The 17,898-nt window shown below is 39.9% G+C and carries 17 protein-coding genes and 2 pseudogenes; 8 read left to right on the top strand and 11 right to left on the bottom strand.

Annotated elements, in window-relative coordinates; all coding sequences use genetic code 11:
• Positions 1-336: 336 nt before the first annotated feature.
• On the bottom strand, positions 337-585 hold the full coding sequence (locus tag CUS_RS20500; RefSeq protein WP_050792238.1) for a transposase domain-containing protein: 249 nt from the start codon (positions 583-585) through the stop codon (positions 337-339).
• Complete coding sequence (locus CUS_RS20495) at positions 527-874, bottom strand: IS66 family transposase (protein WP_050792237.1); 348 nt, start codon at positions 872-874, stop codon at positions 527-529. The genes CUS_RS20500 and CUS_RS20495 overlap by 59 nt, the downstream gene beginning before the upstream one ends.
• A 164-nt stretch (positions 875-1,038) precedes the next feature.
• Between CUS_RS20495 and CUS_RS13630 the strand changes: the two genes are divergently transcribed.
• The gene (locus tag CUS_RS13630; RefSeq protein ID WP_037277517.1) at positions 1,039-1,269 is read left to right on the top strand and encodes a hypothetical protein; all 231 of its coding nucleotides are present in this window, start codon (positions 1,039-1,041) and stop codon (positions 1,267-1,269) included.
• A gap of 140 nt (positions 1,270-1,409) precedes the next feature.
• Here CUS_RS13630 and CUS_RS13625 read toward each other — a convergent pair whose 3' ends face one another.
• Positions 1,410-2,075 carry a Crp/Fnr family transcriptional regulator gene (locus tag CUS_RS13625; RefSeq protein ID WP_002851670.1) on the bottom strand — a complete coding sequence of 222 codons (666 nt, stop codon included), beginning with the start codon at positions 2,073-2,075 and terminating at the stop codon, positions 1,410-1,412.
• Positions 2,076-2,204: 129 nt separating this feature from the next.
• Here CUS_RS13625 and CUS_RS13620 point away from each other — a divergent pair, with 129 nt between their 5' ends.
• The 5 genes from CUS_RS13620 to CUS_RS20480 all read left to right on the top strand — a co-directional run bounded on the left by CUS_RS13620 (position 2,205) and on the right by CUS_RS20480 (position 3,791).
• Positions 2,205-2,447 carry a pyridoxamine 5'-phosphate oxidase family protein gene (locus CUS_RS13620; RefSeq protein ID WP_002851674.1) on the top strand — a complete coding sequence of 81 codons (243 nt, stop codon included), beginning with the start codon at positions 2,205-2,207 and terminating at the stop codon, positions 2,445-2,447.
• Between the two features lie 33 nt (positions 2,448-2,480).
• On the top strand, positions 2,481-2,861 hold the full coding sequence (locus CUS_RS19315) for a DUF1858 domain-containing protein (RefSeq protein WP_002851676.1): 381 nt from the start codon (positions 2,481-2,483) through the stop codon (positions 2,859-2,861).
• A 41-nt stretch (positions 2,862-2,902) separates the two neighbouring features.
• Positions 2,903-3,208 (top strand): recombinase family protein, encoded by a 306-nt coding sequence (locus tag CUS_RS20490; RefSeq protein WP_002851692.1) that lies wholly within the window; start codon positions 2,903-2,905, stop codon positions 3,206-3,208.
• A 168-nt stretch (positions 3,209-3,376) separates the two neighbouring features.
• Positions 3,377-3,613: a hypothetical protein gene (locus tag CUS_RS20485; RefSeq protein WP_227945314.1), complete on the top strand. Its 237-nt coding sequence runs from the start codon at positions 3,377-3,379 to the stop codon at positions 3,611-3,613.
• Positions 3,579-3,791: a hypothetical protein gene (locus CUS_RS20480; RefSeq protein WP_227945313.1), complete on the top strand. Its 213-nt coding sequence runs from the start codon at positions 3,579-3,581 to the stop codon at positions 3,789-3,791. The genes CUS_RS20485 and CUS_RS20480 overlap by 35 nt, the downstream gene beginning before the upstream one ends.
• A gap of 198 nt (positions 3,792-3,989) precedes the next feature.
• Here CUS_RS20480 and CUS_RS13600 read toward each other — a convergent pair whose 3' ends face one another.
• Positions 3,990-4,799, bottom strand: coding sequence for a hypothetical protein (locus tag CUS_RS13600; RefSeq protein WP_002851678.1), 810 nt, complete (start codon positions 4,797-4,799; stop codon positions 3,990-3,992).
• A gap of 149 nt (positions 4,800-4,948) precedes the next feature.
• Here CUS_RS13600 and CUS_RS19305 point away from each other — a divergent pair.
• Positions 4,949-5,170, top strand: a pseudogene (locus tag CUS_RS19305) (transposase); the annotation flags it as partial.
• Between the two features lie 229 nt (positions 5,171-5,399).
• On the opposite strand, the gene CUS_RS13595 reads toward CUS_RS19305, so the two are convergent.
• The 6 genes from CUS_RS13595 to CUS_RS13565 form a co-directional block, all read right to left on the bottom strand.
• Positions 5,400-6,980 (bottom strand): AAA family ATPase, encoded by a 1,581-nt coding sequence (locus CUS_RS13595; RefSeq protein WP_002851672.1) that lies wholly within the window; start codon positions 6,978-6,980, stop codon positions 5,400-5,402.
• 488 nt (positions 6,981-7,468) lie between these two features.
• Positions 7,469-8,323 carry a patatin-like phospholipase family protein gene (locus tag CUS_RS13590; RefSeq protein WP_002851695.1) on the bottom strand — a complete coding sequence of 285 codons (855 nt, stop codon included), beginning with the start codon at positions 8,321-8,323 and terminating at the stop codon, positions 7,469-7,471.
• 33 nt (positions 8,324-8,356) lie between these two features.
• Positions 8,357-10,633, bottom strand: coding sequence for an ATP-binding protein (locus CUS_RS13585; protein ID WP_002851667.1), 2,277 nt, complete (start codon positions 10,631-10,633; stop codon positions 8,357-8,359).
• Positions 10,626-12,065 (bottom strand): toll/interleukin-1 receptor domain-containing protein, encoded by a 1,440-nt coding sequence (locus tag CUS_RS13580; protein ID WP_157769535.1) that lies wholly within the window; start codon positions 12,063-12,065, stop codon positions 10,626-10,628. The genes CUS_RS13585 and CUS_RS13580 overlap by 8 nt, the downstream gene beginning before the upstream one ends.
• 75 nt (positions 12,066-12,140) lie before the next feature.
• Positions 12,141-12,689, bottom strand: coding sequence for a hypothetical protein (locus CUS_RS13575; RefSeq protein ID WP_002851698.1), 549 nt, complete (start codon positions 12,687-12,689; stop codon positions 12,141-12,143).
• A gap of 715 nt (positions 12,690-13,404) precedes the next feature.
• Positions 13,405-15,561 carry a hypothetical protein gene (locus CUS_RS13565; protein ID WP_037277506.1) on the bottom strand — a complete coding sequence of 719 codons (2,157 nt, stop codon included), beginning with the start codon at positions 15,559-15,561 and terminating at the stop codon, positions 13,405-13,407.
• A gap of 354 nt (positions 15,562-15,915) precedes the next feature.
• Between CUS_RS13565 and CUS_RS13560 the strand changes: the two are divergent.
• A pseudogene (locus CUS_RS13560) lies at positions 15,916-16,101 on the top strand (transposase); the annotation flags it as partial.
• 135 nt (positions 16,102-16,236) lie between these two features.
• On the opposite strand, the gene CUS_RS18765 reads toward CUS_RS13560, so the two are convergent.
• Positions 16,237-17,343 (bottom strand): SH3 domain-containing protein, encoded by a 1,107-nt coding sequence (locus CUS_RS18765; RefSeq protein WP_002851696.1) that lies wholly within the window; start codon positions 17,341-17,343, stop codon positions 16,237-16,239.
• Positions 17,344-17,898: the final 555 nt, after the last annotated feature.

The following is a 17,898-nucleotide window of genomic DNA, read 5'->3' as shown; positions in this document are numbered from 1 at the left end:
AAAGTCGGGTGGATTATTCCCGACGATGGAGTTAATAGACTAAAAACGCCCTATTTTCAAGCCTTTCAAGCACACGGCACGGTGTTTTGACACCAATCTGACACCAAATTTTTGAGAATTGCGAAAAGGGTCTTGGTATAACAGAAAAAATAACTCCCGAAGTTGACTTTTGGTGTCAGCTTCGGGAGCTATTTCATATGTATTAGTTTTCGTCTGCAATGTTCACTATCTTCTTGCCATGTTTCTCTGCATATTGTATCGTGCGGTATGCTCCGTCCCCGCCCAACAACCCCCCCCACCAAAACACAGATCCCAGAGCCGTAGCTCGGGGATCACTCATATTGCTTTACAGATTTTCTGCACAGATTCGTTCCAAAGCAGAAGTTCTTCAAGTATATCGGGATTGGTCAAAAACTCCATGCTGGGCAGAACTGTCAGCAGCAGTTCAAAATATTTGAAAACATCAAGTCCGTTTGCTTTTACAGTTTCTACGATACTGTAGATATCAGCACTTGCTCTAGCACCTTTAGGCGTGTCGCTGAAAAGCCAGTTTTTTACGCCCGATGGTAAACGGACGTATCGCATTTTCAGCGGCATTGTTCGAGATCGCACAGTCACCGTCTTTGAAGTAGATTCCGAGAAAATCCCATCTCTTGAAAGCATACTCAAATGCCTTTCCAAGCTGCGTTTTCGGAAGAACTGTCGGTGCTATCTTTTCAGCCCATGACCAGAAAGCCTCAAACACAGGCTTTTTCTGCGTCAGACGCTTATTGTATCTTTCTTCACCTGTCAGGCTGTCAAGTTCTGCTTCTATTGAAAACAGCTTGTCACAGTAGTTTCTCGCTGTCTTGGCGATGCTGTTACCACTGTCCACAATGATCGCTTCGTGAAACTTTCTGCGAACATGAGCCCGCACATATTACGAAAAAGTTTACTATCTGTGCAGGCAGACCAATCTGAAAACCTTACAAAGAAAATGGCGCAGATAAGCCGATTATACGCACATATCTTATAACGATTGCGAGGTTCGATGATATGATGATCGATGCACTTTACAACTACCGCCAGGGCGATATTCACTCCGCTGAGTTCTCGGACGAGTTTAACGCTCTCTGTATTCCGTTCGAGGAGTCGCTGAGCGAAGCTCAGCTCACCACCTTCCACAAGTTACTTGACTGCGTTAGCGATACTGCCGCCGCTGATATGAGAGCTGCTTACAAGGTCGGCTTCAAGGACGGTTCAACTATGATTCAGGAAATTCAAGAGTAACAGACTGTATTGTAACTAAAGTAAATGGGATATGTCTACTGTGGCAACCACAGAAGGCATATCCCTGTTTATTTCTATGTATAGAAAACCCAAAACCCGAAATTTTATTGGGTTTGGGGTATGTGTATGGTTTTTGCAGATCAAAGTTCCCGCAGGGTAAACTCATTTTTATGAAAATCCAACATTCCTTCGTTCCGCAGCTTGCTTAGCTCGTTGGACATAGCACTTCGGTCTACCGAAAGAAAATCCGCAAGCTGTTGTCGGTTAAATGGAATAGAGAATGAATTGCTGTTATGACGTTTTGCTTCATCTGAAAGGTAGGACAGCAGTTTTTCTCTTGTGGAACGCTGAGACATATAGCTGATTTTTTGTACAAGGCTTTTATTCTTATCTGAGATCGTGTAAAATATATTTTTTATCAGCTGAGTGTGAAAGGGGCAAGCAGAGGGACACACGGTCAGTATTCGGTCTATATCAAAAAAGAGGACTACGCTTTCTTCGATAGCAACAACATCGTTCATTAAAGTTCCACTGTTTGGTACAATATAGGCTTCTCCAAACATTTCTCCTGGACGTATCTCATTCAATATATTCAGGTTGCCCCAATAATCCTCTTTCTGAATGTGAAGTCTGCCCACAGCAAGGATCATCAAACTGCGGATATACTCACCTTGCCGAAAGGCATACTCTCCCTTGTTATACTCCCGAACCTGAGCGTTCAGACAATGGAGCATAGATAGAATGTCATTTTCCCCAACACCGGAGAATAGCTTTGTTCTTTTCAAAAGAGCTGCATATTTTTTCATAAAACCCCTGCTTTCGTTGTAAATACAACAGACCTTTTTCTTCTATTGTACTATAATATCATTAGAAAGTCAAGAACCACAGTAACTTTTTTGATAAATGTTTTGAAAAAATATAAGGAGGCAGAACGTATGGATAAGCCAATGCGCAGGTCTGATCGGCAGCTGACAGATGAAGAAACACTTCAACTGTTCCGTGATGCGGAATACGGTGTGCTGTCAGTAACAGATGAAAACAATATGCCTTATGGTGTTCCTATGAGCTTCGCACTAAGTGATAATGTGATTTATTTTCATTGCAGTGCAGCGGGCGGCAAACGAATATCCGGCATGCCAGCAAAGAGAAAAAAGACCCTTAACAATAATAGAGAGTAACTTAAACAACTAAATCGAAAGCGGTGTCACATTATGGCAAAGATCATCAACCTAAAGAAAACAGTACACGATCTTGTTAAGGAATATCCGGAAGTCAAGGATATCATGCTTGAACTCGGTTTTACGGAGATCACAAAGCCTGCAAAGCTGCAAACACTCGGCAGAGTCATGACTATTCCAAAGGGTGCAGGAATGATGAAAATTCCTATGGAGACTGTCATTAATGCTTTTGCAGAAAAGGGCTTTGAGGTCATCGGTGCTGATGAGGTATCGGCAGAAAAAGCTGAAAGCGATGAGCCTGTAACAAGCCCTGTTGCTGATGAGGATATACGCATTGCTCACCCAGCACAAATCGGTATAATTTGCAAAAAACTATTGCAATGGCAGCCGATTTGCGCTATGATTATAGTATAGCAAGATCGGCTGTCGATTGCATAAATCGGAGGTCGATAAACATGAAAAAGAAAGTAACAAACAACGGTGGAGTGACTGCGATCTATGTCCGCCGTTCCGTAGCAGACAGGGATAACAATTCGCTGTCCATCGAATCGCAGAAGGAGGATTGTATCAGAAATGTAGGCGAGGATTGTGTGTATCGCCTGTATTGCAATAATGGATTTTCCGGAAAAGATACTGAGCATAGACCAGCATTTCAGCAGATGATGAGCGATGCCCGTGAAGGTCTTATCAGCAGGAGCGTTGTGAAAAAGTATGACCGTTTCAGCAGAAACATGAGAGAGTATCTCAACATCACGGACTAGCTTGACCGCTATGGCGTATTCGCTCACAAGGATAATGACGGAAAGACCTATGTCAAGGTCGGCTATCATGAGGGACTTGTTAACTCCAAAACTTGGCTTGCCGTGCAGGACAAAAAATCCCATAACCGAAAGTTCCCGAACAACGGCAAGGCGAAAAGATCATGGCTTGTGGGAATGTTGAAGTGTCCGCACTGCGGTTACAGCATTCAGCTCAACATTCAGCACAATAAGGAGAGAACTAAGACTTGGCGGTATCTGATCGACTTCGGTTTCTCCACGGCTCAGGGGTGCAGAAAGCGTACTCTGAAAACAAAGCTCGACGATGTGGAAGAAGCCGTGTATATCGCTATGTGCGACAAAATAAAATGCCTTGAGGTCGCAAGGCACGAAGAAGATACTCCCTGATGCCGACGAGGTACTGTTCGCCTACATTCAGAAGCGTATCAAGGAGTTCCACAAGGCAAAATCCAAACTGGAAAGCAAGCTCCAGATGAAAAGCCGTAAGCACAGGGCTATTGATACGAAGCCCCTGAAGGAGCCGCTGAAAAATTGGGATAGCCTGACGATAGATGCCAAACATTAAATCGCTGTGATGATGATCGATGCGGTCTATGTGTCCGATGAGGACGGTATTCACATTCAGTTCTGCATTTGATCGGTGCAGAAATTCAAGCAATTTATATGTAAGGCTTTCAGACAGGCAGACTTATAGTGAGGTAAAGTAATTGCCAGTAGGGTATAGTTTACATTATTTGGAGCTGATGAGGCGGTTACTATAGCTCTAGAATTTTTTATCATCGTGTTTATTATAGTCGATCTCAACGCCTTTGGCTTTCAATGACTTCTCGATATCCGCTGACAATGCACCTTCATATACTGTCAATTTTTTTAATGCAGGCATATCATTAAGAAAAGAAGGATCGTCAATATCACAATGCAAAACGAGTTTTGGCAAATTCTTACATTTACTCAGCTCTGATATTCCTGTTATTGATGCTTTTTCTGTTTCGTCCACGCCATGATCCGAAACATAAAGAAACTCTAAATCATCAAGTTTTGAAACACCGGCAAATGAAAATTCTCCACTTCTTACATCAATCACTACTTCTTTTAATTTGCGGCAATTCCATATTTTTTCAGAATTAACAGCAAAGTTAGAAGTGATGTATAATACTTCCAGATCTTTTGATCTTTCTATAAACGAACCGTCAATATTATTGGAAATTATGCTGAAAAACTTTAAATCAGGAAAAGTTTCAAGTTTTTCAAAATCCACAACACGAACATCAGCACTTGTAAAATCCAGGTTCAATTTTTCTAGTCCGGTCATACCATTCAGACAAGAAAGGTCTGTTCTGTATGTTCCTACTGACAATCTTTTAAGCCTTACAAAATGAGAGATCTTATCAAGTTCTTTTTGATCCAGAATATATGGTTTTAATATTACCTCTGAACTGTAAAGCCAATACCTTTCCCCATCAATATAAATGATCGGAAAAGCGCCAAATATCAGGCGTGTACCAAAAACAAAAATAAAAATGCACGTTATCACACAGATAAAAAATTTATATATAGGCTTGATCTTCTTCATCACTGTTCCTCCAAAGGCTGTTTCACCAAATCAGCATAAGTATTAAAAGGTTTTACTTCACATCTAATTTGTTCAATAAAACCTGTGTCATGATCATAGGTAGGACAACCGGGATAGGTTTGTTCTTGTATATAGCGATGGTTAATCGCATAAGACAGAGTATGTCACGAAAAGGCAATTGTCTTGATAACGCCTGTGCAGAAAACTTCTTTGGATTACTCAAGACAGAATTGTTGTACTTACAGGATTTTACATCAATAGAACACTTCATATCCGAGCTTCACGCTTATATAGAGTGGTACAATACGAAACGCATTAAGCTCAAACTTGATGGTATGTCTCCTGTCGAATACAGACTCGCTGCCGCATAACAAAAGCGACCAAGATTTCTCTTAGTCGCTTTACATAAGTTTTCTTTTAAAAGTTTGTCTAACTTTTTGGGGTCAGTTCACTTTGCATGTCTCTTTATTTTTTGTTATATTAAGGAGCTAATGTTTTTTTACTGCTTAAAAGCCCTACATAACCTCATAAACAACTACACCGGAAAATCGTAATTGGTGTAAATTTGGTGTAGGATTGGTGTAGATAATTTAGACTTACTTATTTCTTAAATTTCTCAATAACACAGCTATGCCCCTTGCTGTCATCATAGCTAATGCCAACAAGAATGATCTCATCGGTATATCCTGAAAGCGCTCCTGTATAGCGCTTTTCTTTTATCTGTTTGATCGCAGTATCTGCCGACTTATCATTCTTCAGTTCAATTATCATTGCTGGTTTATCGATATTCTGATATGGCAGCAGAACGATATCTGCAAAACCCTTCCCTGTCGGCAGCTCTCTGATGATCTTGTAATATTTTCTTGCAGAATAGAATGCCAGTGAAATAACGCAGCTGAGCGAATTTTCGTTGTTGTACTGAAGTATTGAGGTGTTGTCCTCATGACATATCTCAACGCCTTTAGCAACTTTTTCTGCATTACCGTCAATAATATCCTGTATCAATTCATCTGACGCACGTATAGCCTTCATAACAGGCTCCCAACCCTTGTCCTCAATGCAGTTGATGAATTCCTGCTGGACTTCTGCATTGGGGATCCATACCAAACCTCTGCCCAAAGCATTTTTTCCAAAGGCTTCGTAGGTCAGATAGCCAAGATGTACCAGAAGCGTTATGATATCATCAGCTGATGCAAATGTGGTCATATCGTTCTGGAATTTCGCTGTGTTGACCTCTATCTTCTCTCCTGCTATCATTCGAGTGACCTTGTCGTGCAAACCGTCAAAGTCAGCCTGAATGTAGACTTTCAGAGCCTCATAGGTCTCAGTGGAAGTCCAGTAGTTGCTGATCTTTTTAGCTCTTATACTTTCAACGACCGAACGAGGATTATATATAGAAATACCATCAACACAATAACCATCGTACCACTGTTTCAGGTCATCAAAAGAAGCGGAGTACTTATCACAGAGCGAAGTTACTTCATCATCTGTAAAGCCCGTAAATTCGGCATATCTGTTGGTATCAGTTATAGAGATTTCGGTGAACATATTGAGTGCGGAATGCTCTCCGTATTTCTTTATGGGCAGAATACCAGTCATATACGCAAGTGCAACATAGCTCTTATCTTTCAGAAGATTGCGCAGAAAATTAAGGTATTCGGTCTGATCGTTCTGTGTATATTTCTTTATTCTGAAAACACAGTCCCATTCGTCGATAATAAAAACGAAAGGTACTTTTGTTTTGGTGAAAACATCCTGAATAGTCCGTGTAAGCTTGGTTTCATCAAAAAAACGCAAATCAGAAAACTCATCAAGGATATCAAACAAAAGCGTTTTTTCAATTTCAGCGATCATATCCGAAATAGTATTGTTTGTCGAAAAATCTACCATATTTATATGGATAACATTGTACTTGTTCAGATGCTTTTCAAAGTTGTCATCAGAAAATATTTTTAACGGTGCAAACATATCCCTTGAATCACAGCCTCTGCTGTAATATGCGGTCAGCATATTGGCCGCCATCGATTTTCCAAAACGTCTGGGACGACTGACGCAAACATATTTCTGCTGTGTTCTTACGACGCTGTTTGTAAGTGCTATCAAGTTTGATTTATCAACATATATCTCTGAATTCAGAGCTTCCTGAAAATCAATGTTATCAGGATTGAGATAATTGCCCATGTTACCGCCTCCTCAAATACGTCTATGGCTTATATTATAACACAGATGGCCTGAAATGTAAAGGGGCGCCTCACCCTTTACATTTGTAGAGTTATAGATGAATATTTACAAAATCTAACTCAGCATTGTTAGGTATAGAAGCTATGATTGATGAAATCCCGATTTGGTGTAATTTTAACTGACTATCCCTTTCCCTCATCACCAAATACACTACATCATTAAAATCATGCAAGCCACATAACTTGGCTTTTCACAACGTTGCAATCCAAAATTATTCCAAACAAATCAAAAATGATATTCTATAATAGACATAACGATTACGCAAAAAGGTGGTTTTCCGTTATTTTAGGGTTAAAAAAACAGCATTCAGCGTAGTGGATTTCGCTACGAGATTTGATACTGAGGACAAGTGCCGGGAACATTTCTTTCAGCTTCGATTTCCGCACGGTTTATTATTTCAAATAAGCCGCACACTAGATGGAGATCTATTAAGTTTCTGAGAGTAATTTTTTGATCTTATCAAGAGCAAGTTCGCATTGCCTGACACCATCATTATAGGTTTTTTGCAATAAAGCAGGGTCATGTTCGATCAATCCGGCTTCGCACTGATGACTGGGTCTTACAACAACAACTTCTCCGGCTCTTTCCTTTTGTTTTATGTAGTCCATAGTCCTGTTATATATGATATGCCGATGTCTTATCGCCCCGAGAAAGAGCGGATATTTTTTTTGATACCACAGTTTTGCCCAGAACATATAATTTGCGGGCCTCATCTGATATCCGTAAGGCTTTGTGAGTATTATTACGTTATGAGTATAACCCTGCTTTTCAAAAAAACGTATCGGTATCGAGTCTGTTATCCCGCCGTCAAGATAGCTCTTATCGTATATTTCCACACGCCTTGACAGCACAGGTACTGAGGCTGAAGCTCTGAGCCATGTTATGTCCTCCAGCAAACCGTTACGACAGCGATGATATACTGCTTTTCCTGTTTCAAGTTCTGTTGCGGCACACCAGAACTCCATAGGATCATTCTCAAATTCCTTGTGATCAAACGGATCAAGTTCATAGGTAAGTTGACGATAACAGAAATCTGCTCCGAATATATCGCCTGTGAACAAAAATGATCGGACACTGCAATATCTGGGATCTTGGCAGTATTTTTTGTTAAAGCGAATGGCTCTTCCAATCTGACCCGACTTTATATTCGAGCCGAAAATACCACCTGCCGAAACACCTATCGCTCCGTCAAACTTTATATTATTCCGCATAAGAACGTCAATAACACCGGCTGTAAAAACACCGGTCATACCTCCGCCCTCCATTATCAGTCCCGATCTCATATCGTTCACCTGCTTCTTTAAATAATTGCTGTATTAGTATTGTTTATTCTTTTTGCCGGAAACATCCATTCTGCGTCCGTATAGATACTCTACTGATATGTGAGACAAATGAGCAAAGCACGTAAGGGCTGTCATTGCGACCACTTCCAGTATGATAAGATCATTTGTCAGCACCTTGTGATAACATATAAACATAACATTCGCAAATGAAAATATACTTCCCATCGCAATACATTTTTTGCCATAGATGGTAAGCGCATTTTTGCTGGTTTCCCGACATTCATCCCCCAGAAGTATGCAGGCAGACAGCCCGATCAGAGCCAGATCAATGCCGTTAATAATGATGAAGTATGGATAGAACAGCTCTGACATATACGCCAGCGAGCTAAGGAAGAAGAACATCAACTTTATCCACTTAGTGGTATTTTTGCTGTAAAAACGGAATATCTTATCGAATATCTGATAAAAGTATAAAAGGCATATCAGAAGGTGAATGGGAATAAAAAACGGAAAAAAGCCGTTGAACAGGTCATGGTCACAGTCTGTCCAGGGATTGTGTATCCATCTTAAAATTATGTCCGTCAGGATGATAAGCCCTCCGAACGTATAGCATACATATCTGAAATATTTTTCCTGCTTGTGTTTATCTATGTTTTCTTTCAGCGAGTTGAAAAACGCATTCCCCGCAGAAACTTTTCCGTCAGGTTCGGACTGTGTACTGTGGGACGAGCGCTCATAGGCTTCGATATAGTCTGATATATATATGTCCAGTGCATCCTTTACATTCCTGTCAATGGCAGCGCTGCTGTAATTTATGAATGCGTGCGCGATAAAGTCATGAGCGATCTCATATTGTGTACGGCTGTCTTTGACGGAAGGTTTTATCAGCTGGAACTCTGTCAGTTTATTATAGGTATCATAAAGGATACCTGTGCCGTTTTCCCTGAACTGATCTGCAAAAATGCCGATATTCACCTCTTCGGTCTTCATTGAGATCTGATGCAGCCTTGCTTTGGAAAGAATATACATGATCCTCTGGGCATTAAAATGATCTCCGGTCGCCAGAAGCTGGATATCAAAATATCGTTTCAGTATCTCCTGTTCTTCCAGTTCAGCATATTTCTCAATGGCATCTTCGGAACCTCGTTTTTTCATATCAAACTCGATCATGTGAAATATTATCTCTTGCTCGATAAGCGGTCTGTCCTTGTACTTGCTATACAGCAGCTGAACTCCTTTATCACCAAAGCATTTGCTGCACTTGCCTTCTATACTATTGCTGTTCATGTTTTGGTTTTCGCAATAGATCAATGGTATCTCCGTTCGTGCAGACCCGGAGATCCCATCGCCGATGGGGTCAAGAATATGGATGTTGTGGGGATTTTTGATATAATCATTATCCCACTTTGTGTATGTAACATTCCTGACGCTATCACGCAGTATGATATGATCCCTGCCTTCTCTGATAGGTCCGACAAGTTTTCGCAGCAGCCCATAATGCTTATACTCATCACTATGGATAGGATCTGAATGAATATCATTAAGGTCAAATTTCAGTAAAAACTGTGAAAGATATTCTTCCCTCAAAGAAACGATCACAGCAGTGTTCTTCTGACACAAGCCGGCAATAAAATCTTTGACCTGCTGTTGGGATGTAGGATCAAGAAAAAAGTATCGCTCAAATTGGTCAAGGATAAATACTATTTTTTTCTTGTCATTTACCATTCTGGTGATCTCTGCAGCAGGATCGGTAGTATCAAAGCTTTCTTCCAATGCTGAAAGCAGCGTTTTGTAATCTCCTGAGAAATTATAGATCAGATGTTCGTTGTCATTAGCATAGCTGTTCATAAAAAAAGAGAGAATGGTCGATTTTCCGCAGCCGCTTTTTCCTGTTAAACATAAAAGCTGTTTTGCGCGTTCCTGCGGAAATATGGTGTTTTCGAGCAGAGTCTCGATATGGACAACTTCGTCTTTTCTGCTGATAACATCCATTGATCTGTTGCTGAGTTTTTCATCTGAAAGGTCATGCAGTCCGAGAAAGTGGAAATTATTGGTTCTGCGGTAAGGCTGTATCTTGGGCTTACTGAGCCGAGTATAGTACATTCCTATACCGAAAATGAGAGCCGCAGTGATCAGCAATATGAATAAATATTTTAGATTTGGCATATCAATAAAGAATAATTGCAAAACACTTGCCGCAAGCAGTGCCACACTGCCGTGCCAGATAACAGCAAATTTTTCATTGCCCAGATCATAGGAATTACGATGTAGATTTTTGTTCCTCTTTATGGCTTTTTCTATGTCATTCATCTGTATCATCGTCCTTTTCGTCCCTGAAGTATGAGGATAAATATTCCTGCTCAATCTTTTTTATCTCTTTATCGGCAGGGTAATATCCACCTTCCAGTGCAAGATAATAGAAGTGCTTTGCTTTTATGATATCGTTTTGCTTTTGGTAGATCTTAGCAAGTTCATACGCCGCCTGCGGAACAGGCTCTTTGCTGAAATACGCTTTTTCATAATTTTTGATGAGGTCAGACACATCTGCCGTTTTCTTTTCATCTGCCATCAGCTTTGCATAGTTGTAAGCTGCAAAAGGCAGTTCATCACTTATACTCTCAAAAAGTGATTTTGCTTTTTCAACGTCCTTTGTCACTACTTCGCCTTTTCCCGTAGCATAGTAAAATGCAACAGCATTCACAGCAGGAACATATTGTTGCTTTGCACTCTCCGAATACGATTTGAATGCATCTTTGTATGCTTCTTCCTTTTCTTTGATGACACCCAGTCTGTAAAGTGCCGGCGCATAGCCTATATTCTTTTTTTCTCTATACAACGCATCTGCTTTATTATAGTAATAAACAGCTGCATCGATATAATCATGAGCGTTCTTTATTCCTGGCAATTCTTTTATCTTTGTATCTGCCGCATAACCGGAACTATATGAAAGATACACATCGTCAGCGCATTTTTCAAGTATATCCGCAATATTATAGTAAGCAGCGGGAAGCCCTTCTTCGGCTGCTTTCAGATAGATATCCAAAGCTTTGGCTTTGTCCTTATTGATAAGAAAAGTACCTATCTCTGTCTTGAGTGCAAATTCATTTTTAGCCGATACTTCGCCTTCCTGTATCCTTCTCTTTGTCTCGGTATCACTGTCCATTTCGGCATAGTAGTTTTTTGTGCTGTTAAGAAAAACATTCACCAGCCTGAAAAATGCCTCGCCAAAATAGCCTATCGGAACAGTTACCCCGTTCGCTTCTGTGGCTCTGATCAATTCGGGAGGAAGGTCATCCGGCCTTGAGTAATTGTGCTTTATCAGGGGGATCATGTGTCTTCCGGATTTCAGAGCGAGCCTTATCTCTTTAGCAAGCCAATCCTCATTTTCAATAGTATCCTCATCGATCCTCACTTCATCTTTTACACCTTTAAAACAGTCAGCTGACAAAACAAAAATAAAATCCTTGCAGTTTTCGATCTCTTCTGTTATCCTTTTAACATAGCTTGCGTCATCTTTGAGCTGTTTAACATCGAGGAAGACCCTATACCCCATGTTTTTCAGCTCTTCTGCGAAAAAAGCTGAAAGATCGTCACCTCCGTCTCTTTTATAGCTGATAAAAATATCGCAGTTATGGTCTTCAAATTCGATATTATCTAGTGTATTGATATTCATTATTCTCCCTCGTTTCATTTTTGCTTTGACGGACAAATCATAAATTCTATCTGCTAATGGTAATATCAAAAAGTGCTGCCGGTCCTCTTATATATGTGAAAGATGGGATCGCTTATCAAAATGGGTGAGACTGATATTGTCCGTTCACTGTTGTTTTGAAAAAGGTTTATATAGTTTGCTGAATACTTCACCATTGATTATCCTGCCGCAATCATCAGGATCGGGGCGATACTCACCGTCAACTAACTTTGCTGTCACGAGTACATAGTCACCATCGCCATGCTCTATACCGGAACGGTTGCCATGCAGAACTGCTTTCTCTCCATAATCCACTTCCAGCGTAAACTGAGTACTTTTGGGGATCAGAATGGCTGCATACACAGTATCAAGTTCAACTGTGTCAACCTCCACAGGTTCGGAAGTGATTTTTTCAGGATCCACTTTATATTTCTTTATTGCTTTCTCTCCGATCGGCCACATTTCACCTGCGATCCCGGTAACAACATAACCGTTAGTGCCGACCTTTTCGCAGGCATCTTCCAGACAATTGTAAACAACACCGGGTGTTCCCGCAACATTATATACTTGATTCGGATCAGCGATCTGTATCTTTGCCCGATAAGATCTGTTGGTATAAAACTTCCATGAAGCGGTATCTCCGAGTATCCATTGAATGTTCTCACTAATATTCATGTGATCTTCTCCTTATGTTTGTATATATGATTTTCTTTCATTATAGCACGAACAGCTGCATTTTACAATAGTTTCAATTTATCTTTTCCAAAAACACTTCTTATAGACCTATTTACAGAGTATATCTAAGAAAGAGGACACATGATGCCATTTGAGAGGTAGTTGTGTGGATAACAGGCTTTTTCGTCCTCTTAATTGGCAGTGTCATAAACTTGCTATTATAGTTTTTTGCAAACCACCTGTTTATCGGGTGGTTTTGATTTTTTTGAATAGAAATAACAATACCAAGGATATGCCTACTCTGAGAGACTATAAATGATACCGTGCAGGATCCCGCAGCTGTAAAGCCAATTATATCATCTGCTGTCTTGAGGACGATGAAGCAAATCTGATCGCTACAAAAACGCTAGCTTCAGAATACAAAGCACCGAGATCATAGGATATTTCAGTACGAGTGGCATTGCTCCTGCCGGAACGAACATGATCGATCCTGTCACCAGACAAGATGACATTGACAAGTCGCTTTTGACACTCGCTTTCTATATACAATACTATTATGTCAGAAGCGGTAACGATAAAACAAGCCCGAATGAGATCAAGGCAGGTTTCAAGGATATGTATAACTTAACATTCAAAACAGCTCAAAGAATAGTCTTTAAGCTGTTTTGAAATCAGATAATTCAAATATTAAGTTACAATATTCAGCTTACAAGCCTTATGCACCGAATTGAGAATTTATAAGATCGGTGAGACAGTAATCTTTGCATATTACTTTCCCAATCTCTGCTTTTTTCTCGATCACAGCATTAAAGAACATAATCATACCATACATCTTGATATTATTCATATAAGTAGTGTCAGCACCGATCTTGTCACCGGGTTCTACGGTCGAAAGCAGGTTACTGATAAACTCCGACGGTTCGTCAGAGTCACTGATATTCTCAATGTCGCAGAAAAAGTCATTGCATATAGCATATTCATCTATCTTGGCGATCAATGCTTTTTCAAGAATACCTTCCTTATTTTTCTCTTTTATGACAAAAATTCTGACTGTATCAAAGCTAGGCACATTTTCAAACAGTGATCTGAGATGACTATCTATATCGTTTTCTATATCATCAACTTCATCGGGAGCCGGAACTGAGACATAGTATTTATGTATCGTTCGTGGAACATTGCTGAGGAGACACTCTTTGAGACAACTCAAAGCATTGGTAATGTTCCGTGACAAACTCTCGTATGTCACGGTGCCGGTATCTACTCCAAAACATTTCAATCTTTCCTTATGATCCTCGTTCAAGTCATCATCCAGCGTTTGCAGCGGAATCGCATGACACACCCTGTTCCTGACCAGTTTGAGATAAAGGAAAAATGCCAGGAATCGCTTGAAAAATGAAAATTTGCTGTAGTCAATATTCAGCCTGAATCCGTCCAGGTTTCTCCTCATATGTTCGGGATACAGATATTTTATGCCCATTATCTTCTGGCTTATAGTGTTTTCTTTATCATACATCAGAGAATCTTTGAAGAAATAGCGTATCGAATCCATAGAATTTGAGAGTTTTTCCCTGAACTTGTCCATTGTCAGTGAAGAACAATTATGGTAGATGAACTCTGTCAGCTGGCGCACGCCATCGTTCTTTTCGGGAAATGAATAGAGGATATCGATCCCTTCAAACGGTATTGTAAGACCTTTTTCTTCCATACCCTTTTCAAACCACTTGATAATAACTATGAAATCCTCAATATACAGGTTTTTGCTGTCATTTCCCGTTTCACCTTTCAGGAAATTTACAAGTAAACTTTTAAGTTCCTTTTCTTTGGGAATATACATATCCCTGGTCATGCGCGTATAGAACAGTTCAACCTCAGGTGCCAGCGTTGCATTTGTGAAACTTGAAAAATCGCACTGAACTATTTTATTCCTGACCAGCTCCTTCGGAAGCACTTCGGTAAACAGAACAAGGCTTTGCGTGGTCCATTTCCAGCTGAGACAGCATTTGATATACACCATCGAAAGAAGCTGCGGTTTGGAATCTCCGAATACAGATCTCAACTTATCACATACTAACCCCTCGATGTTATCTGCTGCATCTGCATCATGTTCAAGTGAATCAAGAATGTTATAGATCTTATCGAGAGTAGGTTCAAGATCTTCTGTCTGACACAAATTAAGGTTCCCGGAAAAATGATCAAGCTGCTCCAAGAGCTCCGCCAAAAGCTTATTGCTTATCTTTTCGCCGAGTTTGTTAAATGTATCCGTTATTCCCGTATCCTTGAATTTACAGATTGCTTTATACAGTTCAAGATTGAGTGAGGTTTCGGAATGATCTGCAATTCCTTTTTCAGGATCAATGTGCAGTTTTTCGACTGTGTACCCATCAAACTCAAGACGCAACATGGTCATATCTAAAACATCCGAACCAGATGTTGATGTATCTGCAACTGTGACGAAGATATCTTCCTTCGGGACACCGCTTTCACCCAAAATTCGACGGACTTCGCTGAATAATTTCCGGTCATCTTTCTCGTTGTCTGAGATTTTAACGATTTCGACTTCAGGCTGTTTGATACCTGCACTTGCACTGATCTGCTCGATCTCCTCTATGCAATTAAAACAGTCTGTATGGAAAGATTTCTCTTTTTTCCAAAATTGCATTCTTGTTAAGAGATTTGCATTTGCAGCATTAGACGCGGAGATATCATAAGTCCGCCAAAAGATGATCAGCTTATCCGGAGCAGTTTTTTGCTCTTGAAGAATGTACCTCAAAAAGTTTTCTACTATTGCTCCTGCTGAGACAATTCCATTGTTACAGATGTCATAATTATTCGGCAGTTCGTTAATTATTGCACAGAATAAAAGGTACTTCATAAGACACAACTCCTTTAAAAAAAACTATTTTTCATCCGTTGAGTACATTATAAAGCAATCGCATTCTAAAGTCAATGCATAATTGTAAATGTTCAATCTATGTTAATCAATTATATCAATTTATTATTAATTTTAAACAAATTTGTTTTCAAATGCGCTCACTAAACGACAAGTGCTCTTCAAACTATAGTATTATAGTTCAGCATTATAATATTGACAATACTGTGTGTACAATAAAGTCTAAGATGTGAGTTTATGATATAAAAAACAGAAATTATAAATGCATATCATGCATCACGCTTTCCTTCCATTAAACCTGAGCAGCCTGACATATTTCACAAGATATACGGTATGAAGGCGCTGTATGACAAACAAAAAGAAACGATCGAGCGAGTGTTTACAGGCGCAAAAAAGCACTCGATGCGATTTACATATTTCAGAGGCTTGTCCCAGGTAAGCAAATGGGTCAGGCTTAAGTTTGCTGCCATGAATCTGAAAAAGTATGCGATACACCACTGGAGTATGGGTGTATATACTTAGATTATTACATTTTTTGATAGTTATTGGGTTTTTGAGAAATAAAAATTCACCCCATATCCGTGACGGGATATGGGGTTTTGAAACGAGTTGTACAGACGACGTATTGCCATCTGTATTCAACTGCTTCTTGTGAATTTATGGTAATCTATCGTTTTCGACTACAAATTTAGGATTGTAGTATGTTACTCCACCGTAATATTTGGCATTGCCGCTGAATTTTGTGGAGTAACCATAGTACGCACCGTTTGTCCACAGCGTGTCCATTATTGCAAAATGCAGATGAGTGCCATAATAGGAATTTTTGCCATAACCGGATCCTCCAACTACTCCTATCTTCGTGTTTGTATTTACAGACTGTCCATTTTTAACATTAACTGAAGAAAGATGTGCGTAGAAGGAGTAAACTGTTTTCCCGCCTATGTTATGCTTGATGATAACATACCTGCCATTTGCTCCGCTTGCAGAACTGGAGCAAGCGACTACCGTACCTGCCGCGCAAGCATAAACACTACTGTTGGTAGAAGTAAGATCGAGACCAAGATGGTAAACGCGTTCTGTTGTGTGACCGCTGCCGTACCTATTTTCGCTCCAGGACCAAGTAGAATTGTTGAAGCCGCGCCAAGAGCATCTTGCTCCTCTAAGAGGATACTCTACAACTGTACCAGGCTGAGGGTTATCGTTCCCGCTTATTTTGGCAGTATACTGCAGACAGATCCAACCATTTTTACCACTATAGTTTGTATATCCGAAGCCGTTGCACTCCTTGGTTATAGTTACAGTGGTGTTATACGGGATTGCGCCCATTTTCGAGGATTCAGTATTTGCCTGCGATCTCATGTTAAGACCAGCTTTGGTAGTAATCTTCACCTTATAATTTACGGATCTTTCATTATCAGAATTCCCTGTCTTAGTACAGTACTGCAAACATGCCCATCCTGTTTTGCTACCGTTAGTGCATTTGATAATTCCGTAACCCCATCCATTCTGTGTTTTGGTAACTGTGAACTGTGTTCCTTTAGTAGCTGCTCCAAGTTTTGAGTAGCCTGTTCCAGGACCGGATCTGATATTCAAACCAGAGGCGGTGTTCACTTTATATACCCCTGTACCGTTATCAGCTGCCGAAGCAGTGATTGAGAATGCAGAGAAGATACCGTATCCCGAATCAGGTGCTGTGACACCAAACCCCGAAGCGAACATCGTAGTTCCCAAAGCCAGCGAAACGATTGTTTTCTGAATGCTCATAATTATACCTCTTTCCTATAATTTTGCACAAATTGTGTATCTGCGCTTTATGGACTATAAACATTAGTTTTCATGGCCATATGCTTAACCACCACAGACTATATAAGTCCGCAAATTATAAAGAACACAAATCAGTGGCGGGGAGTCCTTACAACCATTTTAAACGTCCATTTATGTAGTGATATTGGATGTTTAAAAAAACTTTTTTCATCCATTGATCACATTATAACACAATCCCAAACGAGAGTCAAGATATAAGCAGAGATTTTCATTGTTTGTTAACTTAATTTCAATCAAATCACCTTTTTTATTATTGACAATTAGCGCCTAAAATATCAAATTAACTCATGTTGCAAGTCGCATCTTTTCAAACTCGCGTCGTAATAACTTAACATTTTATTATTGACAATACTGTGGCAATAGTGTACAATAAAGTCTAAGAGGTGAGTTTATGCTAGAAATATTAAAACCAATAGATGAGTATCCTGCATCACGTTTTCCATCAATTAAACCTGAGCAACCTAACATATTCCGAAAAAAAGCAAACGGGCTTAT

Source organism: Hominimerdicola alba 8 (genome assembly GCF_000178155.2).
Taxonomy (GTDB): Bacteria; Bacillota; Clostridia; order Oscillospirales; family Ruminococcaceae; genus Hominimerdicola; species Hominimerdicola alba_C.
This window is presented reverse-complemented; position numbering and strand designations above follow the sequence as displayed.